The sequence below is a fragment of the Winogradskyella vidalii genome, from assembly GCF_013403955.1.
Classification (GTDB): Bacteria; Bacteroidota; Bacteroidia; order Flavobacteriales; family Flavobacteriaceae; genus Winogradskyella; species Winogradskyella vidalii.
In genome coordinates this window covers 868,374-893,461 of the sequence record NZ_JABFDG010000001.1, presented here as the reverse complement: position 1 = coordinate 893,461, position 25,088 = coordinate 868,374, and the positions used below count along the sequence as shown (strand labels likewise).

Sequence of the window (25,088 nt, the reverse complement as noted above, 5' to 3'; positions counted from 1 at the left end):
TTTGAAAACAAATACAACTAAATGGATTTTACCGCTCATCATCTTTTCTCAATTTTGTTGTACATCGCTATGGTTTGCTGGAAATTCTATTATTAATGACTTAATTATATTCTTTAACCTTAACGCTGAATCTTTAGGTTATATAAGTTCTTCAGTACAATTTGGATTTATTATAGGCACGCTTGTTTTTTCAATAGCATCATTGAGTGACCGATTTTCTCCCTCGCGTGTGTTTTTTATTTGTGCTATTTTGGGTGCCGGATTTAACCTAGGAATACTCTACTCAAATAATACCTTTTCTACAATACTCTTTTTTAGGTTTCTTACCGGATTCAGTTTAGCAGGTATTTATCCTGTAGGCATGAAGATTGCTGCAGATTATTTTGAAAAAGGCTTAGGCAAATCACTTAGTTTTTTAATCGCAGCTTTAGTCTTAGGAACTGCCTTTCCGTATCTAATTCAGTCTTTTAAGTTGAATCTTAATTGGCAAACTGTAATCTGGACAACATCGGTATTAGCAATAATTGGCGGCTTTTTTATTGTACTATTTGTACCCAATGGACCTTATCAAAAACGTGCAAATAAATTTGATATATCTAAGATTTTTAATGTGTTTAAAAATTCGAGTTTTAGATCGTCTGCCTTTGGTTATTTTGGACATATGTGGGAGTTATATGCCTTTTGGACCTTTATACCTATCATGTTAATGATGCATGAAGACTTTAATAACATAAGCTTAAATATCCCTTTATTGTCTTTTGTCATAATTGCCTCGGGAACTATATCCTGTATATTGGGCGGTTTTTTATCACAAAAATTAGGTGTTAAAACGACAGCTATTTGGTCGTTAAGTATTTCTGGACTTTGCTGTTTACTGTCTCCACTTATCTTTCTGGTTAGCTCAACACCAGTATTTATTTTCTTTCTTATTATTTGGGGTATGGCTGTCATTGCAGACTCTCCTTTATTCTCCACATTAGTGGCTCAAAACTGTGAAGTACAATCTATCGGAACGGCGTTAACCATTGTAAACTGTATTGGTTACAGTTTAACAATAGCTAGTATTCAATTATTAAATTATTTGGTATCAGATACAACTATTGCTCCCTATGCGTTTTTAGTTTTAGCAATAGGCCCTATATTAGGACTTGTTTTTTTAAAAAAAAGCTCTTAATTATTCAATTTCAAAATCAAAATACGTTTTAGGAAAAGGTTCCCAACGCAACGTAAAATGCCACCACTCCTTAGCGTAGTTTCTAAAGTTATGTTTTTGCATCACCGTTTGTAATAGTTGTCTGTTTTTTACTTGCTGTTCTGTAAGGTCTTCATGTGCAATCCAAGATGATTTTCCAAAAAAATCATACGGACTTCCCATGTCTAAAGGTTCGCCTGTCTGCCCATCAATAATGGTTAAATCAATAGTACTACCTCTACTATGCCCCGAACGCGACGCAATATATCCCGAATTAAATAAGTCTTTTTTTAGCACGTTTGGATAAAACTGTTGTTTATTAATAGTGTCGTTCAAATCTTTAGCCCAACGGATAAAATGGTTTACCGCAGGTTGTGGTCGGTAACCATCATATACTTTTAAACATAAGTTTTGTTCTTGTAGTTCATTTTGAACCAATTTTAATTTTTCAGCAGTTGCTTTTGTTAAAATTAAACGGTTGGCATTATAGCCGTCAATAGTATCACCCACAAAATTATTGGTGGTGAAATAACGTAATTCGACATCTAAATCTGGAATAATAGATTTTACATATACAAAACCTTCTGGCAATTCTTTTTTCGGTTGGAAACCAAGAGTTAAGAGTGCAATGCAAGCGAGGAATAAAAGTGTTTTATAAGCCATATTAGTATACTACTATATTGAAAACTAAAATTACGATTTGTTTTGTAAAAAGAAACCCTATTCTAAACTTTATAGTTGTAAAATAAAAGGCATAACATTATAAGAATACAGGTGAAAACATTTTTGAAAATGAAAATTTAGATCTGCTTAAAAACAAAAAACCGAGATCCCTCAATCTCGGTTTTCGTTTATTTGCTTTTTTTTCTGCTGGTAGATTCAGGGTCTCTAAGTCAACGCAACACAAGGCAAATATTAATTAATTAATCCATTGAACTAAAAACTAAATTTTAGTACGAGTCAAATATATAATTCATTTTGAATTACAACGGTTAAAAACATATTTAATCGATGAAATACATTTAATTTTAACATATTTAGATAAAAAGGTGTGTTTCACCGATTAAATACGCTTTTTTATTATGATTAAAATAGGTGCAAAAATGAAAAAATCATATAAATTTGAATCCTAAGCATTTAAAATCTAACTAATAAAAACTAATTTTATAATTCCTTAAAAACAAAACAATGAAACATAGTTTAATTCTCGCTTTAGGTTTACTTGTATTAACGAGTGCTTTTGCCCAAGAAAAAAAATATCAAGAACATGAGCTGTCTATTACAAAATGGATTGATGGTACATTACTGAATCCGGAGAATATTGAAAAACCAGATTTAGCAATCATCATTGCAGGTTCTGGTCCTACAAATAGAGATGGCAATCAAAATTTTCTCAAAAACAATTCATTAAAAAAATTAGCAGAAGGCCTTACAGAGAATGGCATAGCAACTTTTCGTTTTGATAAACGTGTGGTTAAGCAAATACGACAAAATAATGTGGATAAAAATATGATGTTCGATGATTTTGTAACGGATGCCTCTGCTGTATTAGATTACTTTTTAGAAAAAGAATCGTACAACAATATCTATATTATCGGTCATAGCCAAGGGAGTTTGGTTGGTATGCTTTCAGCGAAAGATAAAGCAGACGGATTTATTTCTCTCGCTGGAGCCGGAAACAACATAGGCGATGTTATTATTGAGCAAATTGAAAAAACGGCACCAATGTTTAACGACGACACCAAACGTATTATAGCAAGTTTAAAAGAAGGAAAAACAACTACAGATTACCCTATGGCTCTAGGCTCTGTTTTCAATATTGATTTACAACCCTTTATGATAAATTGGATGTCCTACAATCCTACTGATATTATTAAAGAATTAGAAATGCCTATCCTTATTATTAATGGCACCAAAGACCTTCAAGTTTCTGAGACTGAAGCTGAAGTATTAAAAGCAGCTAATGAAAAAGCCAATTTATTACTCATAGAAAATATGAATCACGTCCTTTTTGAAATCGAAGGTGATGATTTAGAAAATTCAAAATCGTATAACGAATCGTTTCGAGTTATTTCTCCACAACTCATTAAAGAGATAACAGACTTTATAAAGTCCTAATTCAAAGAAAAAATAGTATTATAAAACAAAAGCATCTCAACCGATACTCCATCGGAAATGAGATGCTTTTTTTAACTCAACTAAATGAAAAGCATCCCAACCACGAGATGCTTTTTCTAACTAACCAACCAACGTAATGTTACTACTTTGTAGTTGTGTTATCATCTGATAACTATTGTAAATAACATTACAATTAGTATTAAGCAAACCTTGTGCCAAAGTTTAAAATTGGATATTAATTATTTTTCATATATCTTTATGATATCATTTTAATATCATATTGAATTAACCAATTAAATTTCAAACCTATGACAGAAGAAAAAAACATCGTTCCAGCCAATGGCTATTTAATGCTCTTTCTATTTATGGCACTCTTCTTTGGGAGTATTGTTTTTATATTTATTACCAAAACGGGCTGGCCTATATTTGGTGTTATAATCGCTTTAATATTAGCATTTGGTTTTTTAATGGTTCAGCCTAATGGTTCTCGCGTACTCCTTTTATTTGGAAAATATGTTGGTACCGTTAAAAAAAATGGTTTTTATTGGGTGAATCCTTTTTACACAAAAAAGAAAATATCACTAAGGGCAAGTAATTTTGATAGTGAACGCTTAAAAGTGAATGACAAATTAGGAAACCCAATAATGATTAGTACTATTTTAGTTTGGCGTGTTAAAAACACCTACAAAGCGGCTTTTGATGTTGATAATTATGAAAACTTTGTCCGTGTACAAACTGATGCCGCTGTTCGGAAATTAGCAAGTATGTATCCTTATGATAATTTTGCTGACGAAGGCGTTGATGAAGATATTACTTTACGCTCAAGTGTTAACGAAGTCAGTAATGCTTTAGAAAAAGAAATAGACGAACGTTTAACTACTGCAGGTATTGAAGTACTTGAAGCAAGAATTGGTTATTTAGCTTACGCCAACGAAATTGCAAATGCCATGCTAAAACGTCAACAAGCTACTGCCATTGTTGCTGCAAGGCATAAAATAGTGGAAGGCGCCGTAAGTATGGTTGAAATGGCTATAGATGAATTAAACAAAAAACAAGTTGTAGATTTAGATGAAGAACGCAAAGCAGCCATGGTTAGTAACCTTATGGTTGTACTATGTGGAGATAAAGATGCCTCACCTGTTTTAAATACAGGAACTTTAAATCATTAAAACATGAAAGAATACAAAGTAGTTATCCCAAAATTAGGTTTTAAAAACCGTGTTAAAAATTTTGAAGATTTGCTGAATCAATACGCACGTGAAGGTTGGGTGGTCAAACAAATTGCTGTGAATTGGGCAACTGTAGTTTTTGAACGTGAGAAGAACAGATAATGAAAATATTTAAAGAAGAACAACGCTTTACACAATTGTGGTTAATAGTACTAATAGTAGTAAGTTTATCAATAGCTGTAGTCACAATTACAAAAGCGTATATAGAAAATTCTAATAATTTTTCTACAACTGATTTAATAGGAATTAGTATCACTATACTATTAGCTTCAAGTCTTATATTTTTTTTAAAACTAAGTACAAGAATTGACGAAAAAGGTATTCATTACAAGTTCTTTCCTTTTCACCGAAATTACAAAATCATTAATTGGAATGAAATTGAAAAAGTATATGTAAGAACCTATAGCCCTTTAACTGAATATGGTGGATGGGGTTATCGAAGTAGCTTTCTTGGCAATAAATCAAAAGGAACAGCTTTAAATGTCTCGGGTGATATAGGGATTCAACTCATCTTAAAAAATGGAAAAAAATTACTCATCGGGACACAAAAACAAAATGATGCTAAACGTGTAATAGCCACCTATAAATCAAAAATTAATTAATAATATATAATGTCTAAAAAGAAAGCCTTTGCACTACGAATGAATGAAGATATGCTGAAAGCCATTGAAAAATGGGCCTCGGATGAATTTCGTAGTACCAATGGCCAGATAGAATGGATGCTTATGCAGTATTTAAAAGAACACAATAGGCAGCCCAAGAAAAAAGATAATTCAACAGACAAAAAGTGATCGGAAACGGTCACTTTTTTAGTTTTAATTTTTTGTATTTTGCAAACTCTAAACAACCTCAACTATGGATAACACGCCTATTTTTACTGATGATACTATTGTATTTGGACTCTTAATGTTGGCTTTAGGATTTGTATTTATTACGGAATCTATTAAAACAGGATTTTGGCCTAAATTTTACAAAATAGTCCCAGGATTATTTATGGCTTATATGGTTCCTGCCATTTTAACTACAACTGGTTTAATTTCTCCAGAATGGACTACGGTTTCAGAAACTGGCGTCATAACAGAACACAGTACCAATTTATATTATGTAGCGAGTCGTTATTTATTACCTGCTGCCCTAGTGTTAATGACCTTAAGTATTGATCTAAAAGCTGTTTTTAATCTCGGTTGGAAAGCTTTAGTAATGTTCTTTACAGGCACGCTAGGAATAGTCATAGGCGGCCCAATAGCTATTTTATTAATTGCAAGTGTATCACCTGAAACTGTTGGTGGTGTTGGACCAGATGCGGTTTGGAGAGGGCTATCTACTCTAGCCGGAAGCTGGATTGGAGGTGGTGCTAACCAAACTGCCATGCTAGAAATTTATGGTTACAACCAAGCCAAATACGGCGGAATGGTATTTGTTGATATTGTTGTCGCTAATATATGGATGGCTATTATTCTTATTGGTATCGGAAAAAGAAACCGCATTAATAAATGGTTAAAAGCAGATACGTCCTCTATTGAAGAATTAAAAGAAAAAGTATCTACGTTCTCAGAAAAAGTAAAACGAAATCCGTCGCTTACAGACATTATGATTATATGTGCTATAGCCTTTGGAACCGTAAGTATGGCACATTTAAGCGCTAATTATTTAGCACCACTTTTTGAAGGTATGGTCGCAGGTATTGAATCGCCTACCACACGAAATATTTTTACTTTTTTAGGCTCAAAATTCTTTTGGATGATTAGTGTCGCAACCTTAATTGCCATTATACTATCTAACACCAAAGCCAAAAATTATGAAGGTGCAGGTGCTAGTAAATTTGGAAGTGTATTTATTTATATTCTAGTCGCTAGTATTGGTATGAAAATGGACTTAACCATGATTTTTGATAACGTTGGTCTTATTGCCATTGGGTTGGTTTGGATGACTATTCATGCATTACTTCTTGTACTTGTTGCAAAACTTATTAAGGCTCCTTATTTCTTTTTAGCAGTTGGTAGCCAAGCCAATGTTGGTGGTGCAGCTTCAGCGCCAATTGTAGCGTCTGCCTTTCATCCCTCTTTAGCAACGGTTGGTGTGCTTCTCGCTGTATTTGGTTACGCTGTAGGAACCATTGCCGCTATTGCTTGTACTATTTTAATGGAGCTTGCTGCTGTAAGCTAACTTATAAAAAGCCTAATACACGTTTCTAATTTATTAAAATAAAAAGTCAGTAAGCCTTCAATATTAAAACAATTATAAGATATTTGCGCACTTAATTATTTAGCATAAAATGACAAAATTAAATAAAATTCTAAGTTTCTTTTTTTTAGTATTACTAACCGTTTCTTGTGGTAAAAGCAGCGATTCTAACTTCACCTTAAAGGGCTCAATAAAAGGCTTAAAAAAAGGTGTCGTTTATCTTCAAAAAGATGGCGATTCTAGTATTGTAGTTTTAGATTCTATGGTGATTACTGGTCAACCCGAATTTAACTTAAATACGAATTTAGAAGAACCTATGCTACTCTATCTTAAATTATTTAAAAATGATGGCGAAGAACATTACATTCCTTTTTTCGCTGATAGAGGGCTTACAGAAATTAATACAACTTTAAAGAATTTTAATTTTGATTCTGAAATTAAAGGTTCTAAACAACAAGCTGTTTTAGATGATTATTTAGATATAATGACCAAATACAACCACAAGAATTTAGATGTTATTGAAGCCCGTTTTATTGCACAAAAAAACAATGATAGTATTGCTTTAGATTCTTTAAATAAATTGACAGAGCATCTTGTAAAACGTAAATATGCGTACACAATACAGTTTGCTATGAATCATAAGGATAGTGAAGTCTCACCTTACTTGGCATTATATGAAGCACGTAACGCTAATCCGGTTTATATAGACTCAATATATAACAGTTTAAACCCTGAAATTAAAGCGTCACTCTATGGCAAAAAATTGGCAACAGTTATTGCGAATAGAAAAGCTGTTGAGTAATACAGTTACACATCACAACATCTTTGAAATCCAATCAAATTAAAAATGATTGGATTTTTTTTGTTTTAAAAGAAAGAACCTCGTTTATAAAATTAGGTTTGCGGCTTTTAAACCCTAAAACTTTTATTTCTCTGTAATGCCCAGCGAAAATTTATCGCACTACTAAAATCAATTTAAATAAAACTCTAACCACCTTACAGTAATTGGAGTTTCTATAAAGAGCCGATGGAGGAACTTACTTCGACTGCGCTCAGCATAAACTTCTCGTCCCTTGAACTATTCTATTAAACAAAAAACTCCAACCACGTAATAGTAATTGAAGTTTCTATGAAGAGCCGATGGAGGGACTCGAACCCACGACCTGCTGATTACAAATCAGCTGCTCTAGCCAGCTGAGCTACATCGGCAAAAAAATAAACTCACTTATTTTAAGTAAGCAGGCGCAAATTTAATATAGATTTTTAAATCTGCAAGCCTATTTTATTTTAATTTATTGATTTTTTCAATAAGATCTCTTCCTTTGGTTTCAAGATCATTATTAATCGCTTTAAAGTGTGCTTTTTTATTTTCAACACTTCTATCATTAACACGTGCTATTAACTCATCAAATGTTGCGATAGCTTCATCAATAATTGCTTCACTTTCTTTTGTCTGCTTTTCTGCATTGGTTAATTCCCAAACGTAAACGGCCTCAATAATATCTCCTAAAACGTAGTTGATATCCTTTTTTAAATCTCTTTTATTTGACATTATAATTATTTATTTTAATAAGCGCAAAAGTACTAAATCCTTTTAGTTAATTTATAGCTTCTTATTGACTTTTTATTTGAAGTTTTAAACGTAAACCTCTAAAAGCTTACCATAATTAGATATTAGCCTAAAATCTTTAATATTAGCTGGAATTAATATGGTTTCTCCTTTAGAAATTTGAGTACTGAACTCTGTTGTTGAAATTTCAACCGCTCCATCAACACACATATAAATTAAGAAAGAATCGTGGGTGTTCTTTTTTACTATCTCAACATCTATTTCTAAAAATTTTGTTGTAAAATAAGGACAACTCACCATGTCATTAGATGTATTCTTTTGCTTATTATAAGCGACTCTGAAGTTATTTTCCATTTCAAAATCAAAAGCATCGATAGCAATATCGTTGTGTAATTCACGCTCATTACCATCAGCATCTACACGGTCCCAATCGTAAACACGATAGGTCACATCACTTGTCTGTTGAATTTCTGCTAATAAAACACCTGCTCCAATAGCATGTATTCTTCCGGCTTCAATAAAATAAACATCACCTTCGTTTACTTTATCAAAATTCAATATGTTAGATAATGTTTTTTCTTCAAGATGTTTTAAATACAACGCCTTGTCAACTTTCTGATTAAATCCTACAATTAAATTAGCATCATTATCGGCTTGCATAACATACCACATTTCAGTTTTACCAAAAGAATCGTGACGTTTTTTTGCCAATTCATCATTGGGATGCAACTGAATACTTAAATCTTGTTTTGCATCGATAAATTTAATCAGCAAAGGAAATGCTGCTCCAAAACGTTTCCAATTTTTTTCTCCTAGAAGCTCCGATGTGTACTCATTAACCAATTCTTGAAGGGAATTTCCCTTTAGAAAACCATTAACAACTATTGACACATCATTTTTCACTGTACTGACTTCCCAGCTTTCACCTAAAATTTTAGAATTAGATGTTTTGTTATAGTTCTGATTTAGTTTCTCTCCTCCCCAAATTTTTTCTTTTAAAATGGGTTGAAATTTTAATGGATATAATGGGCTTTTCATATATCTAATCACCTGAGTAAGTTACAAAGTTACGAGGCGTTTCATAAAGTGTAATTTCAAGCTGAAACTTTGGATTGAGTTTTTGTTTAATTTTATTGTAGATAACTACAGCAATATTTTCTACAGTTGGGTTTAAATCTTTAAATTCTGGCACTTCAATATTTAAATTCTTATGATCAAAGGCATCTTCAACTTCAGATTTAATGATGTCTTTTAATATTTTAATATCTATAACGTAGCCTGTTTCTGGATCTATATCACCTTTAACACTTGCGATTAGTTCATAATTATGACCATGAAAGTTAGGATTGTTACATAAACCAAAAACAGCATCGTTTTTCTCAAAACTCCAATCTTTTCTATATAGCCGATGCGCTGCATTAAAATGTGCCTTTCTGTGAACAGTAACTTTCATTAGTGTTTATTGACGTTTATAAATTCGTAAAACTTATCAAAAATAATTTTAAACCATGCCGTATAGAGTTGTGGGTTCTTAACCATATCTGCTTTTACATCATCTAAAGCCATCCACTTCCAATTAGCGACCTCGTCTGGGTTAACATTAGGTATATCATTATAATAACCGGTCATTATGTGATCATACTCATGCTCTGTTAATCCATTATCAAAGGGCGCTTTGTAAATAAAAGATGTTTGCTCTTCTAGCTCTGTTACAAACCCCATTTCCTCTTGCAAACGTCGTTTACCAGCTTCTAAATTACTTTCACCATCGCGTTGGTGACTACAACAAGTGTTGGTCCAAAGACCAGGCGTGTGATACTTGTGTAATGCACGTTGCTGAAGCATTAGTTCCTTCTTATCATTAAATACAAATACGGAAAATGCACGGTGCAACAGCGCTTTTTCGTGCGCTTCCATTTTTGGCATTAAACCAATCTTATTATCATTTTCATCAACTAAGATAACTTGTTCTTCTGTCATTTTGCTAAATTAATACCTTATGATTAAATAAAAGTAAATGATTTCATAAAAATTAATCTTATAAAATCATTTAACGACTACAAATGTTAATCTGTTTTGTCGCTGTATAATTTTCATTTACTAACCTAACAGTTTATCTAATATATTGCTTATTGTTAAAAATTGTTTAAGCTTATTATGCCTCTGTTAGAAATAACAAATCATTACTAAGTCTTTTATATTCTTTTTTAATGCTTATCAGGATATATAGAGCTAACCAATTGAAGATAGATTCATAAAAATTAATTTTTAAGATTTAAGAATTGTTTTGTTTTTTCTATTTACATAAACCTATTAATACGTTTATATTTGCAACCTCTATTCAATATTTTTATGAGCTTTTTAAAAGAAATTAACAGACGACGAACCTTTGGAATTATCTCGCATCCTGATGCAGGTAAAACAACATTAACAGAAAAACTACTTTTATTTGGTGGAGCCATTCAAGAAGCAGGCGCTGTTAAAAGTAATAAAATTAAGAAAGGAGCCACGAGTGACTTTATGGAGATTGAACGTCAACGTGGAATTTCTGTAGCTACATCTGTTTTAGCTTTTGAATATAACGGCATAAAAATCAATATTTTAGACACACCAGGTCACAAAGATTTTGCTGAAGACACCTTTAGGACATTAACAGCTGTTGATAGTGTTATTGTTGTTATAGATGTTGCTAAAGGGGTTGAGGAACAAACTGAGAAATTGGTTGAAGTCTGTAGAATGCGCAATATACCAATGATTGTGTTTATCAATAAAATGGATAGAGAAGGAAAAGACGCCTTTGATTTATTAGATGAAGTAGAACAAAAATTAGGTTTACAAGTTGTTCCTTTAAGTTTTCCTATAGGAATGGGTTATGATTTTAAAGGTATTTACAATATTTGGGAAAAAAATGTCAATTTATTTTCTGGAGATAGTCGAAAAGACATTGAAGAAACCATAGAAATTTCAGATTTATCATCGCCCGAATTAGATACACTTATTGGAGAGACTGCTGCTAATACTTTAAGAGAAGAAATAGAATTGGTAGAAGGTATCTATCCTGATTTTAATAAAGAGGAATACCTAAACGGTAATCAACAGCCTGTATTTTTTGGTTCAGCATTAAATAATTTTGGGGTTAGAGAACTCTTAGATTGTTTTGTAGATATCGCACCAAAACCTAGACCCAAACAAAGTGAGGAACGCTTAGTAAAACCAGACGAAGATAAATTTACTGGTTTTGTTTTTAAAATTCATGCAAATATGGATCCTAATCATAGAAACCGATTAGCATTCATAAAAATTGTATCAGGAGAATTTAAACGAAACACACCTTACCATCATGTTAGACTCAATAAAAACATGAAGTTTTCTAGTCCAAATGCTTTCTTTGCTGAAAAGAAAGAAATTGTAGACATCTCTTACCCAGGAGATATTGTTGGCTTACAAGATACCGGCAGCTTTAAGATTGGAGATACCTTAACAGAAGGCGAATTACTAAATTACAAAGGTGTTCCTAGTTTTTCTCCAGAACATTTTAGGTACATTAATAATGCTGACCCTATGAAATCCAAGCAATTATATAAAGGTATCGATCAATTAATGGACGAAGGGGTTGCACAATTATTTACACTTGATTTTAATGGGCGAAAAGTTATTGGTACCGTTGGAGCCTTACAATATGAAGTTATTCAATACCGATTAGAGCATGAGTATGGTGCTAAATGCACTTATGAAAACCTAAATGTTCATAAAGCTTGTTGGATTGAAACTGCTGATAAAAAAAGTGAAGAATACAAAGAATTTTTAAGAGTGAAACAACGCTATTTAGCTAGAGACAAGCATGATCAATTAATATTTTTAGCTGATTCTATGTTCTCATTACAAATGTCACAACAAAAATATCCAAGTATTACGTTTCACATGACATCAGAATTTGAATAAATTGAATATGTATTTCATCGAATTTAAGTCATTTTAAATGCTTTTTATCGATTAATTTAGTATTTTGTCGACACAAAGAATTTACGTATAGTTCTTTTATAAAGCTTAAAATCTGATTAACCCCAAAACTAATCTTTCGATATGGCTATTAACGAAAACGTTTTCAGTAATACTGAAATTACCGTAACTTACAAACCTCGCTGCTGTGCAAATTCTGGGCTTTGTGCCCAACAACTTTCTAATGTATTTAGAACTTCAGTAATACCATGGATTGATTTAGAAGGCGCAAAAACAGATCTCATAATTAATCAAATTAAAAAATGTCCGTCTGGAGCCTTAGCATATCATCTAAAACAAAAAGAAGTTGCGTAGCTTCATACATTTCATAAGAAACTAAAAAAAACCTTTGAACTTAATTCAAAGGTTTTTTTTAGTTAAAAATGTATTAAAACACTAATTACACATTATAAAATACTTTTAAAGCCATTAAAATACTCTACCAATATAATTATGTCATCTAAATTATAAATCGAACTTAAACGACGCTTAAATTAAGCTGTTTTATATACTTAAAATCAATTTATATCATCAAACCAATTACAAAAAACTATATCATAACTATTATTAAAACTGATGAATATAAAGTGAGGTTTACTAAAGTAAATTAATATAACTTTAAGCTTGACCTGTTGGTCCAAAGTTTAAAGGTATTGGAGGTTGCTCGACAAAGTTATTTCGAGCAAACTCCAATCAATCAGCTTTTATTAAGTTTTTGAGAATAATTAAACTTTAGGCTTGACCTGTTGGTCCAAAGTTTAAAGGTATTGGAGGTTGCTCGTAATCCTTAATTTCACCATGAGCTTTTTCAAAACGCGTCACATTATCGCTTAATGCTTTTAAAAGTCTTTTAGCATGTTGAGGCGTTAAGATAATACGAGACTTTACCTTGCTTTTTGGTGTTCCAGGCATAATACTCACAAAATCAACTACAAATTCTGAAACAGAATGGTTAATAATTGCTAAGTTAGAATACGTACCTTCTGCTATTTTCTCATCTAATTCAATATTTATTTGCCCTTTTTTTTTAGGGTTGTTTTTTTCGTCTGCCATCTTAAACTTGTTTAAGCTTCCACCTAAGTAGAAGTCTATTTTTATCTATTTTCATTCCCATTAAATGGGAACATTATTATTAATTTAATACCTACAAGGTACCTAAAACCTTGGAAGAAATGTATAATAAAAAAGCCTTCTCGTTATTCACTTGAAGGCTTTTTCGCTTTTATTTATACTTAAGAATGAGATTCTGAATCTAGTTCAGAATAAATTTGAATATCAGATTTCACTATACCTTCGGCTTATGAAATTTGAGTCTCATTTAATTAAAATTCATCTCTTCTTTAGCCTTCATCATTTCGTTAAACTCTTGTTTAGAACCTACAATGATGTTTTCGTATTCTCTAACACCTGTACCTGCTGGTATTCTATGTCCAACAATTACATTTTCTTTAAGTCCTTCAAGAGAATCAACTTTTCCATTTACAGCGGCTTCGTTAAGAACTTTTGTAGTTTCTTGGAACGATGCTGCAGATATAAATGATTTAGTCTGTAACGATGCTCTTGTAATACCTTGTAAAATTGGAGTTGCTGTCGCAGGACTAGCATCTCTTGCCGTTACAAGATTTTTATCTTCTCTTCGTAAACTAGAGTTTTCATCTCTTAAATCTCTAACTGTTACAATTTGACCCGATTTTAAGTTTTGAGAATCACCAGCATCTTCAACCACTTTCATACCGAAAATCTTATCGTTTTCTTCAATGAAATCTGATTTATGAACCAATTGATTTTCTAAGAAAATAGTATCACCAGAATCAATAATTCTAACTTTACGCATCATCTGTCTTACAACAACTTCGAAGTGCTTATCATTAATCTTCACCCCTTGTAAACGATATACTTCTTGTACTTCGTTCACTAAGTATTGTTGTACTGCAGAAGGGCCTTTAATGTTAAGAATATCATTTGGAGTAATAGATCCATCAGATAAAGGCATACCCGCTTTAACGTAATCATTTTCTTGAACAAGAATCTGATTCGATAATTTTACTAAGTATTTCTTAACTTCTCCTAACTTAGATTCGATAATAATCTCACGGTTACCACGCTTAATTTTACCAAATGAAACCACACCATCAATCGCACTAACTACAGCAGGATTAGAAGGGTTACGTGCTTCAAATAATTCAGTTACACGAGGAAGACCACCTGTAATATCACCAGCTTTAGCCGATTTACGAGGTATCTTAACTAAGATCTTACCAATATCAATAGCATCACCATCATCTATCATAATGTGGGCACCAACTGGTAAGTTATAAGAACGAATAGTTTCGCCTTTATCATCTTCAATTAATAACGTAGGAATTAACTTCTTGTTTCTAGATTCTGAAATTACTTTCTCTTGGAAACCAGTTTGTTCATCAATTTCTACTTGATAAGTAATACCTTGTTCGATGTTTTCATACTTCACTTTTCCAGCAAATTCTGAAATAATTACACCGTTATATGGATCCCATTGGCAAATTACATCACCTTTCTTAACTTTATCTCCAGGTTTAGCATAAATAAATGAACCATAAGGAATATTATTAGTACTTAAAACAATACCTGTTTTAGCATCAACTAATTTCAATTCTGATGTTCTAGAAATTACAACATCAACTTCTTTACCTTCACTATCTTTAGACTTAACTGTTTTTAAATCTTCAATTTCAGCGATACCATCAAACTTAACTGTTAGTTTGTTATCTTCTGAAATGTTACCTGCAATACCACCTACGTGGAATGTACGTAAGGTTAACTGTGTACCTGGTTCACCAATTGACTGTGCCGCAACAACACCAACAGCTTCACCTCGTTGTACCATTTTACCAGTAGCAAGATTACGTCCGTAACATTTAACACAGATACCCTTCTTTGCTTCACAAGATAATGGCGAACGCACCTCGATTGAATCTAATGGTGTGTTACCGATTTTTTTAGCGATAATATCATCGATATGCCCACCAGCTTCAACTAATAATTCTTCTGTTAATGGATCATAAACATCATTAAGCGATGTTCTACCAACGATTCTACCTTCTAAAGTTTCAACGATTTCTTCGTTTTTCTTAAGAGCAGAAACTTCGATTCCTCTTAATGTACCACAATCTTCTTCATAAACGATTACATCTTGAGATACATCTACTAAACGACGCGTTAAATAACCTGCATCGGCAGTTTTAAGAGCCGTATCGGCAAGACCTTTACGTGCACCGTGTGTTGAGATAAAGTATTCTAAAATTGAAAGTCCTTCTTTAAAGTTAGAAAGAATTGGATTTTCAATAATTTCACCGCCACCAGCATTAGATTTTTTAGGCTTAGCCATTAATCCACGCATACCGGTTAACTGACGAATTTGTTCTTTAGAACCCCTTGCACCAGAATCAAGCATCATAAACACCGAGTTAAATCCTTGTTGGTCTTCTCGAATACGTTTCATTGACAATTCAGTCAATTCAGCATTGGTAGAGGTCCAAATATCAATAACCTGATTATAACGTTCGTTGTTAGTAATAAGTCCCATATTATAGTTACCCATAATACCATCAACCTGCTTGTTCGCACCGTCAATCATTGATTGCTTTTCTTGTGGAATAATAATATCACCTAAACTAAATGATAATCCACCTTGGAATGCAAACTTGTATCCTAATGTTTTAATTTCATCAAGGAAATCTGCCGTTTCTGGCACACTAGTCTTCTTAAGAATACCGTGAATAATTTCTCTTAATGATTTTTTAGTTAAAACTTCGTTTATATAACCTGCTGCTTCAGGTACTTTTTCGTTGAAAAGTACACGACCAACAGTAGTTTCTATAATTTGTTGCGTAAGCTCTCCCTCATCATTAAAGTCAATTGTTCTTACTTTGATTCCCGCGTTTAAGTCCACACGTTTTTCGTTGTAAGCAATAGTAACTTCATCTGGAGAATAGAATGTTAAGCCTTGACCTTTAACCGTAAAATTCTCATCAGTTTTACGCAATTTAGTCATATAATATAAACCAAGTACCATATCCTGAGAAGGTACAGTTACTGGCGAACCATTGGCAGGGTTCAAAATATTATGAGATGCTAACATTAACATTTGCGCTTCTAGAATAGCTTCTGGTCCTAACGGTAAATGCACCGCCATCTGGTCACCATCAAAATCGGCGTTAAATGCTGTACACACTAATGGGTGTAACTGAATTGCTTTACCTTCGATAAGTTTAGGTTGAAAAGCTTGAATACCTAGTCTGTGAAGCGTAGGCGCACGGTTTAATAATACCGGATGTCCTTTTAAAACATTTTCTAAGATATCCCAAACAACAGGCTCTTTTCTATCTATAATTTTCTTTGCAGATTTTACAGTCTTAACAATTCCTCTTTCTATTAATTTTCTAATAATAAAAGGCTTGTAAAGCTCAGCTGCCATTCCTTTTGGCAATCCACATTCGAATAATTTTAATTCTGGTCCAACAACAATTACAGAACGTGCTGAATAATCTACACGCTTACCAAGTAAGTTTTGACGGAAACGTCCTTGCTTACCTTTAAGTGAATCTGATAATGATTTTAACGGTCGGTTAGAATCTGTTTTTACTGCCGATGATTTACGTGTGTTGTCAAATAATGAATCTACTGATTCTTGTAACATACGTTTTTCATTACGTAAAATCACTTCTGGTGCTTTAATCTCAACAAGTCTCTTAAGACGGTTGTTACGAATAATTACACGACGGTAAAGATCATTTAAATCTGAAGTTGCAAAACGGCCACCATCTAAAGGCACTAAAGGTCTTAATTCTGGTGGTATTACAGGAACAGCCTTCATGATCATCCATTCTGGTCTGTTCTCTCTATTTTCATTTGAATCTCTAAACGCTTCTACAACTTGTAAACGTTTTAACGCTTCAGTTTTACGTTGCTTAGACGTTTCGTTATTAGCTTTATGTCTTAAATCGTAAGACAATTGATCTAAATCAATTCTAGCTAATAAATCAATAAGACACTCAGCACCCATCTTAGCGATGAATTTGTTAGGGTCTGTATCATCTAAATATTGATTTTCTTGAGGAATTGTTTCAAGAATATTTAAATATTCTTCTTCCGTTAAGAAATCCATTTTCTGAATTGGTTCACCTTCAGCATTCATAGCGATACCTGGCTGAATAACCACATAACGCTCATAATAGATAATCATATCTAATTTCTTAGATGGTAATCCAAGAAGGTAACCTATTTTATTTGGTAACGAACGGAAATACCAGATATGTGCAACTGGGACAACAAGGTTAATGTGTCCTACACGATCTCTACGTACTTTCTTTTCTGTTACTTCAACACCACAACGGTCACATACGATGCCTTTGTAACGTATTCTTTTATATTTACCACAAGCACATTCAAAATCCTTTACAGGACCAAAAATACGCTCACAGAACAAACCATCTCTTTCTGGTTTGTGAGTTCGATAATTAATAGTTTCTGGCTTTAATACCTCTCCACGAGATGCTGCTAAAACAGACTCAGGCGATGCTAAACCAATAGAAATTTTATTAAATTTCTGTACTGTATTCTTATCTTGTTTTCTTGCCATTTCTTTATAGTATTCAGTCGCAGTCGCAGTTTTCAGTTAGCAATATCTGCCTACTGTAAACTGAGACTGTCAACTATAAATTTATTCTTCTAATCTAATATCCAATCCTAAACCTTTCAATTCGTGCATAAGTACGTTGAACGATTCTGGAAGTCCTGGTTCTGGCATTGGCTCACCCTTAACGATAGCTTCGTAAGTTTTTGCTCTACCAATAACATCATCTGATTTTACAGTTAAGATCTCACGTAGTGTACTTGATGCGCCATAAGCCTCAAGTGCCCATACTTCCATTTCACCAAAACGTTGTCCACCAAATTGTGCTTTACCACCTAATGGTTGTTGCGTAATTAATGAGTATGGTCCTATAGAACGTGCGTGCATTTTATCATCAATCATGTGACCAAGCTTAATCATATAAATCACACCAACAGTTGCTGGTTGATCAAAACGATCTCCTGTTCCACCATCATATAAATAAGTATGACCAAATCTTGGAATACCAGCTTCATCAGTGTAAGCATTAATTTGATCTAAAGTCGCACCATCAAAAATTGGCGTTGCATACTTTTTACCTAAATCTTTACCTGCCCAACCTAAAACGGTTTCATAAATCTGACCAATGTTCATACGAGATGGTACACCAAGTGGATTTAATACAATATCAACAGGCGTTCCATCTTCTAAGAACGGCATATCTTCTTGACGAACGATACGTGCAACAATACCTTTGTTACCGTGACGACCTGCCATCTTATCACCTACTTTAAGTTTACGCTTTTTAGCGATATAAACTTTAGCTAATTTGATAATACCTGCTGGTAATTCATCTCCAACAGAAATGGTAAATTTCTCGCGTCTTAAAGACCCTTGAAGGTCATTTTCTTTAATCTTATAGTTATGGATTAAATCGGCAACCATTTCATTTGTATGATCATCAGTAGTCCATTTTCCTGAAGTTAAATGTGTATAATCATCTACAGCGTTTAACATCTTTAAGGTATATTTTTTACCCTTAGGAATAATTTCTTCTCCTAAATCGTTATAAATACCTTGAGCGGTTTTACCATTAACGATGTTGAATAATTTTTCAACAACTACATTTTTAAGATCATCAAATCTGTTATCGTAAGCATCTTCTAGCTTTTCGATATCTTCTTTATCTTGTGCTCTCTTACGCTTATCTTTTACGGCTCTTGCAAATAATTTCTTATCAATTACTACACCATTTAAAGATGGAGATGCTTTTAAAGAGGCGTCTTTTACGTCACCTGCTTTATCTCCAAAGATTGCTCTAAGTAATTTTTCTTCTGGCGTAGGATCAGATTCACCTTTTGGTGTAATCTTACCGATTAAGATATCTCCTGGTTTGATTTCAGCACCAATGCGAATCATACCATTTTCATCTAAATCTTTAGTCGCCTCTTCAGATACATTAGGAATATCATTAGTTAACTCTTCGTTACCTAACTTAGTATCTCTAACTTCTAATGAATATTCATCAATATGAATCGATGTAAATACATCTTCTCTAACTACTTTTTCAGAAATTACAATCGCATCCTCAAAGTTATACCCTTTCCAAGGCATAAAGGCTACTTTCATATTTCTACCAAGTGCTAATTCACCATTTTCAGTTGCATAACCCTCACAAAGTACTTGTCCTTTTGCTACTTTATCACCTTTCTCTACGATTGGCTTTAAGTTGATTGATGTTCCTTGGTTTGTTTTTCTGAATTTTACTAAAGGATATGTTTTAGTATCACTATCAAAGCTAACCATGGCTGCTTCTTCAGTACGTTCATATCTAATTGTAATTTTTTGAGCATCTACATACTCAACAGTACCAGCACCTTCAGCATTTATTAATACTCTAGAATCTGAAGCTACTTGACGTTCTAAACCAGTTCCAACAATAGGAGCTTCAGGGCGTAATAATGGTACGGCCTGACGCATCATGTTAGATCCCATTAATGCACGGTTGGCATCATCATGTTCTAAGAATGGAATTAACGACGCCGAAATCGATGCAATTTGGTTAGGAGCAACATCTGTATAATTAACATTTACAGGGTCAATAACAGGGAAATCACCTTCTTGACGAGAGATAATTTTATCTGCTAATATTTTCCCATCATCATCAACATTGATAGTCGCTTGAGCGATTAACATATCTTCTTCCTCTTCAGCACTAAGATAAGTTGGTGTATTTTTAATATCAACAACACCTTCTTCAACTTTACGGTAAGGCGTTTCAATGAAGCCCATAGCATTCACTTTAGCATAACACGATAAAGAAGAAATTAAACCAATGTTTGGTCCTTCTGGTGTTTCAATAGGACATAAACGTCCGTAGTGTGTATAGTGAACATCACGTACTTCGAAACCTGCTCTTTCTCTTGATAAACCACCTGGTCCTAATGCCGAAAGACGACGCTTGTGCGTAATCTCTGCCAAAGGATTCGTTTGATCCATAAATTGAGATAACTGGTTGGTTCCAAAGAAAGAATTAATTACAGACGATAAAGTCTTTGCATTAATTAAATCGATAGGTGTAAAGACCTCGTTATCACGAACGTTCATACGCTCACGAATGGTACGTGCCATACGTGCTAAACCAACACCAAACTGAGACGATAGTTGCTCACCTACGGTACGTACACGACGGTTAGATAAGTGATCAATATCATCAATCTCTGCTTTAGAATTGATAAGCTCAATTAAATATTTTATAATCGTTATGATATCTTCTTTGGTAAGCACTTGCTTATCCATTCCGATATCTAACTGTAATTTTTTATTCATTCTATAACGACCTACTTCACCTAAAGAGTAACGTTGGTCAGAAAAGAATAATTTGTCTATAATACCACGCGCTGTTTCCTCATCTGGCGGCTCAGCATTACGTAATTGACGGTAGATATGCTCAACAGCTTCTTTTTCAGAGTTTGTTGGATCTTTCTGTAAGGTATTATGAATAATTGCGTAATCTCCTTGTTGCGCGCTTTCTTTGTGTAAAAGAATCGTTTTTACTTCTGCTTCAAGAATTTCTTCAATATTATCTTTGTCTATTTCGGTATCACGATCTAATACAATTTCGTTACGCTCAATAGATACCACTTCACCGGTATCTTCATCAACGAAATCTTCGTGCCATGTATTCAATACACGAGCCGCTAATTTACGACCGATAACTTTCTTTAATCCAGATTTAGAAACCTTTACTTCTTCTGCAAGGTCAAAAATCTCTAAAATATCTTTATCACGTTCAAAACCGATAGCTCTGAACAAAGTTGTAACTGGTAATTTTTTCTTTCGATCAATGTAAGCATACATAACACTGTTAATGTCTGTAGCAAATTCTATCCAAGAGCCTTTAAAAGGAATAACTCTTGCTGAATATAATTTGGTTCCATTAGCATGGAAAGACTGGCTAAAGAATACACCTGGTGATCTGTGTAATTGAGAAACTACTACACGTTCTGCACCATTAATACAAAATGTACCACTTGGTGTCATATAAGGGATGGTACCTAAATATACGTCTTGAACTATTGTTTCGAAATCCTCATGTTCTGGATCCGTACAGTATAATTTCAATCTTGCTTTTAAAGGCACACTATAGGTTAAACCTCTTTCGATACATTCTTCAATAGAATATCTTGGAGGGTCAATAAAGTAATCTAAAAATTCTAGTACGAATTGATTACGAGTATCTGTAATTGGGAAGTTTTCCATGAAGGTATTGTATAACCCTTCAGTACCTCTTTCTTCTGATTTTGTTTCTAATTGGAAAAAATCTTGGAAAGATTTTATTTGGATATCCAAAAAGTCTGGGTAATCTGTTCTATTTACAATAGAAGAGAAATTAATTCTTTCAGCCTTTTTTACTAACATTGATGAACGAGATTTTATTAAATAAAAACTAAAATATGTATATAACGTTTATATACACAAAAGGGTTTAGGTCTTATCCCGCAAAAAAATTGCGGGACAAACCTAAACCTTGTATTGTAGATGAATTAAGCTTACTTAAGCTCAACTTCAGCTCCTGCTTCTTCTAACTGAGCTTTTAAAGCTTCTGCTTCGTCTTTTGTTACACCTTCCTTAATTGGGCTTGGCGCGTCATCAACTAAACCTTTAGCATCTTTTAAACCTAAACCAGTTAATTCTTTAACTAATTTTACTACAGCTAACTTAGAAGCACCTGCTGCTTTTAAGATAACATCAAATTCAGTTTGCTCTTCAGCAGCTTCGCCACCTCCAGCACCACCAGCAGCAACTGCAACTGCAGCAGCAGCAGGCTCGATACCATACTCATCTTTTAATATTGTTGCTAATTCATTAACTTCTTTTACTGTTAAGTTAACTAATTGTTCTGCGAAATCTTTTAAATCTGCCATTTTTCTATTGTTTAATAATGTGTGTTATAATATAATTTTCTATTGTGTAATAAATTACGATTATCCTTCTCTTTCAGATAATGTTTTAACGATACCTGCGATGGTACCTCCACTAGATTTAAGTGCTGAGATAACGTTTTTAGCAGGAGACTGTAATAAGCCTACTATTTCGCCAATAAGTTCTTCTCTAGACTTAATTTCTACTAAAGTATCTAGTAAATCGTCACCAATGTAAATAGACTCCTCAATGAAAGCTCCTTTTAATAAAGGCTTTTCAGATTTTTTACGGAATTCTTTAATTACTTTTGCTGGCCCGTTGCCTGTTTCAGAATACATTACAGATGTATTGCCTTTTAAAGTTGTAGGTAATTCACCGAATTCTTTTTCCGATGCTTCCATTGCCTTCTCTAAAAGCGTATTTTTTACAACTGCTAACTTAATGTTAGATTTGAAACATGCTCTTCTTAAATTTGAAGTTGTTGCTGCGTCTAATCCAGAAATATCTGTTAAGTAGATATTTGTATTATCTGCTAACTGAGCAGTCAACTCTTCAATTACTTGGGATTTTTCTTCTCTTGTCATAATGTTCTAAGTTTAACTACTATCCTATTTTTGTGTCAATTGCTATACTTGGACTCATTGTACTAGACATATAAATGCTCTTTACATAAGTTCCTTTTGAAGCAGTTGGCTTTAACTTCATAATTGTAGATAATAATTCTTGGGCGTTACCAATAATTTTATCAGTATCAAATGATGCTTTACCTATTGGTGCATGTACGATACCTGTTTTATCTACTTTAAAATCTATTTTACCAGCTTTTACTTCTGCAACTGCTTTAGCTACATCCATAGTTACTGTACCTGTCTTAGGGTTTGGCATAAGACCTCTTGGTCCTAATACTCTACCTAATGGTCCTAACTTACCCATAATGCTTGGCATAGTAACGATAACGTCAACATCTGTCCAACCATCTTTAATTTTTTGTAAGTATTCATCTAACCCAACATAATCAGCACCAGCTTCTTTAGCCTCTGCTTCTTTGTCTGGAGTTACAAGCGCAAGAACCTTCATGTCTTTACCTGTACCGTGTGGTAACGAAACTACCCCACGAACCATTTGATTGGCTTTACGTGGATCTACACCCAATCTGATTGCTAAATCGATAGAAGCATCAAACTTTGTATAAGTAATTTCTTTTAGTAATGTTGAAGCTTCTTCTAAAGAGTAAATTTTATTCTTATCTACCTTTGCTTGTGCTTCTTTTTTCTTCTTTGTTAATCTTGCCATTTCTAAAAAATTTAGTTTGGAGCTTCTCCTCCTTTAACAGTGATACCCATCGATCTTGCAGTACCAGCTACCATTTTCATAGCTGATCCAATTTCAAAGGCATTTAAATCTGCCATTTTATCTTCTGCAATTGCTTTCACTTGATCCCAAGTTACTTTTGCTACTTTACGTCGGTTTGGTTCTCCTGATCCTTTCTTTAGTTTGGCCGCTTCTAATAATTGTACTGCAGCTGGTGGCGTCTTGATTACAAAATCAAATGATTTATCTTTGTAAACAGAGATCGCAACAGGTAAAACTTTACCTGCTTTATCTTGAGTTCTAGCATTAAATTGCTTACAGAACTCCATGATGTTAACTCCAGCGGCACCTAAAGCGGGTCCTACCGGTGGCGATGGATTCGCAGCACCTCCCCGAACTTGTAGCTTAACTACTTTGTCTATTTCTTTTGCCATTTCTTAATGTTTATTACGATTATCTATATTGGAAGCATAGATAAAACGCTCTTTATGTAACAATTATTAAACTTTTTCTACTTGCATATAACTTAACTCTAATGGTGTTTTTCTTCCAAAAATCTTAACCATTACTTCAAGCTTACGCTTTTCTTCATTAATTTTTTCGATCGTTCCATCAAAACCATTGAAAGGACCATCGATAACTTTTACAGTTTCCCCTTTAGTAAATGGAATAGCAACATTAGCATCGGCATCTACAGATAATTCATCTACTTTACCTAACATTCTATTTACTTCTGACTGTCTTAAAGGCACAGGATCACCTCCTTTTGTTTCCCCTAGAAAACCGATAACATTTGTAATCGATTTAATAATGTGAGGAATTTCGCCACTTAAGTTGGCTTGAACCATAATATAACCTGGAAAGTAAACTTTTTCTTTATTGATTTTCTTTCCGTTACGGATTTGAATAACTTTTTCGGTTGGTACTAAAACCTGATCAACATAATCTTCTAATCCTAATCTTGAAATTTCACTTTCTATATAAGATTTAATTTTATTTTCTTGACCGCTAACCGCTCTAACAACATACCATTTTTTATCAGACATCTTCAACTTGTATATTTATTAGTGTATTATTTCAAAATAAGTCTTTACGGCTCTACTAAAAGCAGTATCAACTCCCCAAATAGCTAAGGAAAAAATAATTGAAAACACAGCTACAATTATCGTTAATCTTTGAGCTTCTGGCCATGGTGTCCATGACACATTATTCTTTAACTCTTCAAACGATTCTTTTATATAGGTTACTAATCCAGCCATTTGATATTTTCTTTAATTAAGGATTATAAAACAATCCACTTTATATTTTATCGACTTAAGACACTTCCTAAAAGCTTTAGATAAGCCTCTTTTTTCGATTTATTATTTGCACGGGTTGAGAGACTCGAACTCACGACACCTGGTTTTGGAGACCAGTGCTCTACCAACTGAGCTAAACCCGTAAATAATAATCAAGGCGTCCCGAACT

24 protein-coding genes and 2 tRNA genes are annotated in these 25,088 nt (G+C 33.3%); 10 read left to right on the top strand and 16 right to left on the bottom strand.

All coding sequences use genetic code 11. From position 1 onward, the window contains the following. Position 1 precedes the first annotated feature (1 nt). Positions 2 to 1,174 (top strand): MFS transporter, encoded by a 1,173-nt coding sequence (locus tag HM982_RS03675; protein WP_179351758.1) that lies wholly within the window; start codon positions 2 to 4, stop codon positions 1,172 to 1,174. On the opposite strand, the gene HM982_RS03670 is transcribed toward HM982_RS03675, so the two are convergent. After that, positions 1,175 to 1,855 (bottom strand): M15 family metallopeptidase, encoded by a 681-nt coding sequence (locus HM982_RS03670; RefSeq protein ID WP_179351757.1) that lies wholly within the window; start codon positions 1,853 to 1,855, stop codon positions 1,175 to 1,177. A gap of 525 nt (positions 1,856 to 2,380) precedes the next feature. Between HM982_RS03670 and HM982_RS03665 the strand changes: the two genes are divergently transcribed. The 7 genes from HM982_RS03665 (at position 2,381) to HM982_RS03635 (ending at position 7,525) form a co-directional block, all read left to right on the top strand. Continuing rightward, positions 2,381 to 3,310 carry an alpha/beta hydrolase family protein gene (locus HM982_RS03665; protein WP_179351756.1) on the top strand — a complete coding sequence of 310 codons (930 nt, stop codon included), beginning with the start codon at positions 2,381 to 2,383 and terminating at the stop codon, positions 3,308 to 3,310. 308 nt (positions 3,311 to 3,618) lie between these two features. Beyond that, on the top strand, positions 3,619 to 4,479 hold the full coding sequence (locus HM982_RS03660) for an SPFH domain-containing protein (RefSeq protein WP_179351755.1): 861 nt from the start codon (positions 3,619 to 3,621) through the stop codon (positions 4,477 to 4,479). A 3-nt stretch (positions 4,480 to 4,482) separates the two neighbouring features. Continuing rightward, on the top strand, positions 4,483 to 4,641 hold the full coding sequence (locus HM982_RS03655) for a DUF4177 domain-containing protein (RefSeq protein ID WP_179351754.1): 159 nt from the start codon (positions 4,483 to 4,485) through the stop codon (positions 4,639 to 4,641). After that, positions 4,641 to 5,141 carry a hypothetical protein gene (locus HM982_RS03650; protein WP_179351753.1) on the top strand — a complete coding sequence of 167 codons (501 nt, stop codon included), beginning with the start codon at positions 4,641 to 4,643 and terminating at the stop codon, positions 5,139 to 5,141. The genes HM982_RS03655 and HM982_RS03650 overlap by 1 nt, the downstream gene beginning before the upstream one ends. A gap of 9 nt (positions 5,142 to 5,150) precedes the next feature. Next, positions 5,151 to 5,330 (top strand): Arc family DNA-binding protein, encoded by a 180-nt coding sequence (locus HM982_RS03645; RefSeq protein WP_179351752.1) that lies wholly within the window; start codon positions 5,151 to 5,153, stop codon positions 5,328 to 5,330. A gap of 64 nt (positions 5,331 to 5,394) precedes the next feature. Then, complete coding sequence (locus tag HM982_RS03640; RefSeq protein WP_179351751.1) at positions 5,395 to 6,705, top strand: DUF819 family protein; 1,311 nt, start codon at positions 5,395 to 5,397, stop codon at positions 6,703 to 6,705. Positions 6,706 to 6,814: 109 nt separating this feature from the next. Continuing rightward, the gene (locus tag HM982_RS03635) at positions 6,815 to 7,525 is read left to right on the top strand and encodes a DUF4369 domain-containing protein (protein ID WP_179351750.1); all 711 of its coding nucleotides are present in this window, start codon (positions 6,815 to 6,817) and stop codon (positions 7,523 to 7,525) included. Positions 7,526 to 7,858: 333 nt separating this feature from the next. On the opposite strand, the gene HM982_RS03630 is transcribed toward HM982_RS03635, so the two are convergent. The 5 genes from HM982_RS03630 to idi all read right to left on the bottom strand — a co-directional run bounded on the left by HM982_RS03630 (position 7,859) and on the right by idi (position 10,273). After that, positions 7,859 to 7,932 (bottom strand) — tRNA-Thr (locus HM982_RS03630). A 73-nt stretch (positions 7,933 to 8,005) separates the two neighbouring features. Then, the gene (locus HM982_RS03625) at positions 8,006 to 8,275 is read right to left on the bottom strand and encodes a hypothetical protein (protein ID WP_179351749.1); all 270 of its coding nucleotides are present in this window, start codon (positions 8,273 to 8,275) and stop codon (positions 8,006 to 8,008) included. An 84-nt stretch (positions 8,276 to 8,359) separates the two neighbouring features. Next, positions 8,360 to 9,331 carry a type I phosphomannose isomerase catalytic subunit gene (locus HM982_RS03620; protein ID WP_179351748.1) on the bottom strand — a complete coding sequence of 324 codons (972 nt, stop codon included), beginning with the start codon at positions 9,329 to 9,331 and terminating at the stop codon, positions 8,360 to 8,362. Positions 9,332 to 9,335: 4 nt separating this feature from the next. Next, positions 9,336 to 9,746, bottom strand: a complete 411-nt coding sequence (locus HM982_RS03615) for a 6-pyruvoyl trahydropterin synthase family protein (protein WP_179351747.1) — start codon at positions 9,744 to 9,746, stop codon at positions 9,336 to 9,338. Next, complete coding sequence (gene idi / locus HM982_RS03610) at positions 9,746 to 10,273, bottom strand: isopentenyl-diphosphate Delta-isomerase (RefSeq protein WP_179351746.1); 528 nt, start codon at positions 10,271 to 10,273, stop codon at positions 9,746 to 9,748. The genes HM982_RS03615 and idi overlap by 1 nt, the downstream gene beginning before the upstream one ends. Before the next feature lie 372 nt (positions 10,274 to 10,645). On the opposite strand from idi, the gene HM982_RS03605 reads away from it, so the two are divergent. Together HM982_RS03605 and HM982_RS03600 are read left to right on the top strand one after the other, a co-directional pair. Next, positions 10,646 to 12,235: a peptide chain release factor 3 gene (locus HM982_RS03605; protein WP_179351745.1), complete on the top strand. Its 1,590-nt coding sequence runs from the start codon at positions 10,646 to 10,648 to the stop codon at positions 12,233 to 12,235. A 141-nt stretch (positions 12,236 to 12,376) separates the two neighbouring features. After that, positions 12,377 to 12,607, top strand: a complete 231-nt coding sequence (locus tag HM982_RS03600) for a (4Fe-4S)-binding protein (RefSeq protein ID WP_179351744.1) — start codon at positions 12,377 to 12,379, stop codon at positions 12,605 to 12,607. A gap of 417 nt (positions 12,608 to 13,024) precedes the next feature. Here HM982_RS03600 and HM982_RS03595 read toward each other — a convergent pair whose 3' ends face one another. The 10 genes from HM982_RS03595 to HM982_RS03550 all read right to left on the bottom strand — a co-directional run bounded on the left by HM982_RS03595 (position 13,025) and on the right by HM982_RS03550 (position 25,062). Next, positions 13,025 to 13,345, bottom strand: coding sequence for a DUF3467 domain-containing protein (locus tag HM982_RS03595; RefSeq protein WP_179351743.1), 321 nt, complete (start codon positions 13,343 to 13,345; stop codon positions 13,025 to 13,027). Between the two features lie 265 nt (positions 13,346 to 13,610). Then, positions 13,611 to 17,912 carry a DNA-directed RNA polymerase subunit beta' gene (gene rpoC / locus HM982_RS03590; RefSeq protein WP_179351742.1) on the bottom strand — a complete coding sequence of 1,434 codons (4,302 nt, stop codon included), beginning with the start codon at positions 17,910 to 17,912 and terminating at the stop codon, positions 13,611 to 13,613. An 81-nt stretch (positions 17,913 to 17,993) separates the two neighbouring features. Next, on the bottom strand, positions 17,994 to 21,806 hold the full coding sequence (rpoB, locus tag HM982_RS03585) for a DNA-directed RNA polymerase subunit beta (protein ID WP_179351741.1): 3,813 nt from the start codon (positions 21,804 to 21,806) through the stop codon (positions 17,994 to 17,996). Positions 21,807 to 21,937: 131 nt separating this feature from the next. Beyond that, complete coding sequence (rplL, locus tag HM982_RS03580) at positions 21,938 to 22,312, bottom strand: 50S ribosomal protein L7/L12 (protein WP_179351740.1); 375 nt, start codon at positions 22,310 to 22,312, stop codon at positions 21,938 to 21,940. A gap of 60 nt (positions 22,313 to 22,372) precedes the next feature. Then, positions 22,373 to 22,894: a 50S ribosomal protein L10 gene (gene rplJ / locus HM982_RS03575; RefSeq protein ID WP_179351739.1), complete on the bottom strand. Its 522-nt coding sequence runs from the start codon at positions 22,892 to 22,894 to the stop codon at positions 22,373 to 22,375. 19 nt (positions 22,895 to 22,913) lie between these two features. After that, positions 22,914 to 23,603: a 50S ribosomal protein L1 gene (gene rplA, locus HM982_RS03570; protein WP_179351738.1), complete on the bottom strand. Its 690-nt coding sequence runs from the start codon at positions 23,601 to 23,603 to the stop codon at positions 22,914 to 22,916. Between the two features lie 11 nt (positions 23,604 to 23,614). Continuing rightward, positions 23,615 to 24,055, bottom strand: coding sequence for a 50S ribosomal protein L11 (rplK, locus tag HM982_RS03565; protein WP_092446936.1), 441 nt, complete (start codon positions 24,053 to 24,055; stop codon positions 23,615 to 23,617). Positions 24,056 to 24,121: 66 nt separating this feature from the next. Beyond that, positions 24,122 to 24,667 carry a transcription termination/antitermination protein NusG gene (nusG, locus tag HM982_RS03560; protein ID WP_179351737.1) on the bottom strand — a complete coding sequence of 182 codons (546 nt, stop codon included), beginning with the start codon at positions 24,665 to 24,667 and terminating at the stop codon, positions 24,122 to 24,124. Between the two features lie 18 nt (positions 24,668 to 24,685). Beyond that, a complete protein-coding gene (gene secE, locus HM982_RS03555; RefSeq protein WP_179351736.1) occupies positions 24,686 to 24,880 on the bottom strand; it encodes a preprotein translocase subunit SecE in 195 nt (64 codons plus the stop codon). A gap of 109 nt (positions 24,881 to 24,989) precedes the next feature. Beyond that, a tRNA-Trp gene (locus HM982_RS03550) sits at positions 24,990 to 25,062 on the bottom strand. Positions 25,063 to 25,088 lie beyond the last annotated feature (26 nt).

Excerpts from the sequence above, each read along its gene's own strand:
- rplK (WP_092446936.1), bottom strand. The coding sequence starts at position 24,055 with ATGGCAAAAGAAATAGACAAAGTAGTTAAGCTACAAGTTCGGGGAGGT.
- HM982_RS03670 (WP_179351757.1), bottom strand. The coding sequence starts at position 1,855 with ATGGCTTATAAAACACTTTTATTCCTCGCTTGCATTGCACTCTTAACT.
- HM982_RS03660 (WP_179351755.1), top strand. The coding sequence starts at position 3,619 with ATGACAGAAGAAAAAAACATCGTTCCAGCCAATGGCTATTTAATGCTC.
- HM982_RS03665 (WP_179351756.1), top strand. The coding sequence starts at position 2,381 with ATGAAACATAGTTTAATTCTCGCTTTAGGTTTACTTGTATTAACGAGT.
- HM982_RS03625 (WP_179351749.1), bottom strand. The coding sequence starts at position 8,275 with ATGTCAAATAAAAGAGATTTAAAAAAGGATATCAACTACGTTTTAGGA.
- HM982_RS03645 (WP_179351752.1), top strand. The coding sequence starts at position 5,151 with ATGTCTAAAAAGAAAGCCTTTGCACTACGAATGAATGAAGATATGCTG.
- HM982_RS03655 (WP_179351754.1), top strand. The coding sequence starts at position 4,483 with ATGAAAGAATACAAAGTAGTTATCCCAAAATTAGGTTTTAAAAACCGT.
- rplJ (WP_179351739.1), bottom strand. The coding sequence starts at position 22,894 with ATGACAAGAGAAGAAAAATCCCAAGTAATTGAAGAGTTGACTGCTCAG.
- rplA (WP_179351738.1), bottom strand. The coding sequence starts at position 23,603 with ATGGCAAGATTAACAAAGAAGAAAAAAGAAGCACAAGCAAAGGTAGAT.
- rpoC (WP_179351742.1), bottom strand. The coding sequence starts at position 17,912 with ATGGCAAGAAAACAAGATAAGAATACAGTACAGAAATTTAATAAAATT.
- HM982_RS03615 (WP_179351747.1), bottom strand. The coding sequence starts at position 9,746 with ATGAAAGTTACTGTTCACAGAAAGGCACATTTTAATGCAGCGCATCGG.
- HM982_RS03605 (WP_179351745.1), top strand. The coding sequence starts at position 10,646 with ATGAGCTTTTTAAAAGAAATTAACAGACGACGAACCTTTGGAATTATC.
- nusG (WP_179351737.1), bottom strand. The coding sequence starts at position 24,667 with ATGTCTGATAAAAAATGGTATGTTGTTAGAGCGGTTAGCGGTCAAGAA.
- idi (WP_179351746.1), bottom strand. The coding sequence starts at position 10,273 with ATGACAGAAGAACAAGTTATCTTAGTTGATGAAAATGATAATAAGATT.
- HM982_RS03595 (WP_179351743.1), bottom strand. The coding sequence starts at position 13,345 with ATGGCAGACGAAAAAAACAACCCTAAAAAAAAAGGGCAAATAAATATT.
- HM982_RS03620 (WP_179351748.1), bottom strand. The coding sequence starts at position 9,331 with ATGAAAAGCCCATTATATCCATTAAAATTTCAACCCATTTTAAAAGAA.
- rplL (WP_179351740.1), bottom strand. The coding sequence starts at position 22,312 with ATGGCAGATTTAAAAGATTTCGCAGAACAATTAGTTAACTTAACAGTA.
- rpoB (WP_179351741.1), bottom strand. The coding sequence starts at position 21,806 with ATGTTAGTAAAAAAGGCTGAAAGAATTAATTTCTCTTCTATTGTAAAT.
- HM982_RS03650 (WP_179351753.1), top strand. The coding sequence starts at position 4,641 with ATGAAAATATTTAAAGAAGAACAACGCTTTACACAATTGTGGTTAATA.
- secE (WP_179351736.1), bottom strand. The coding sequence starts at position 24,880 with ATGGCTGGATTAGTAACCTATATAAAAGAATCGTTTGAAGAGTTAAAG.
- HM982_RS03640 (WP_179351751.1), top strand. The coding sequence starts at position 5,395 with ATGGATAACACGCCTATTTTTACTGATGATACTATTGTATTTGGACTC.
- HM982_RS03600 (WP_179351744.1), top strand. The coding sequence starts at position 12,377 with ATGGCTATTAACGAAAACGTTTTCAGTAATACTGAAATTACCGTAACT.
- HM982_RS03635 (WP_179351750.1), top strand. The coding sequence starts at position 6,815 with ATGACAAAATTAAATAAAATTCTAAGTTTCTTTTTTTTAGTATTACTA.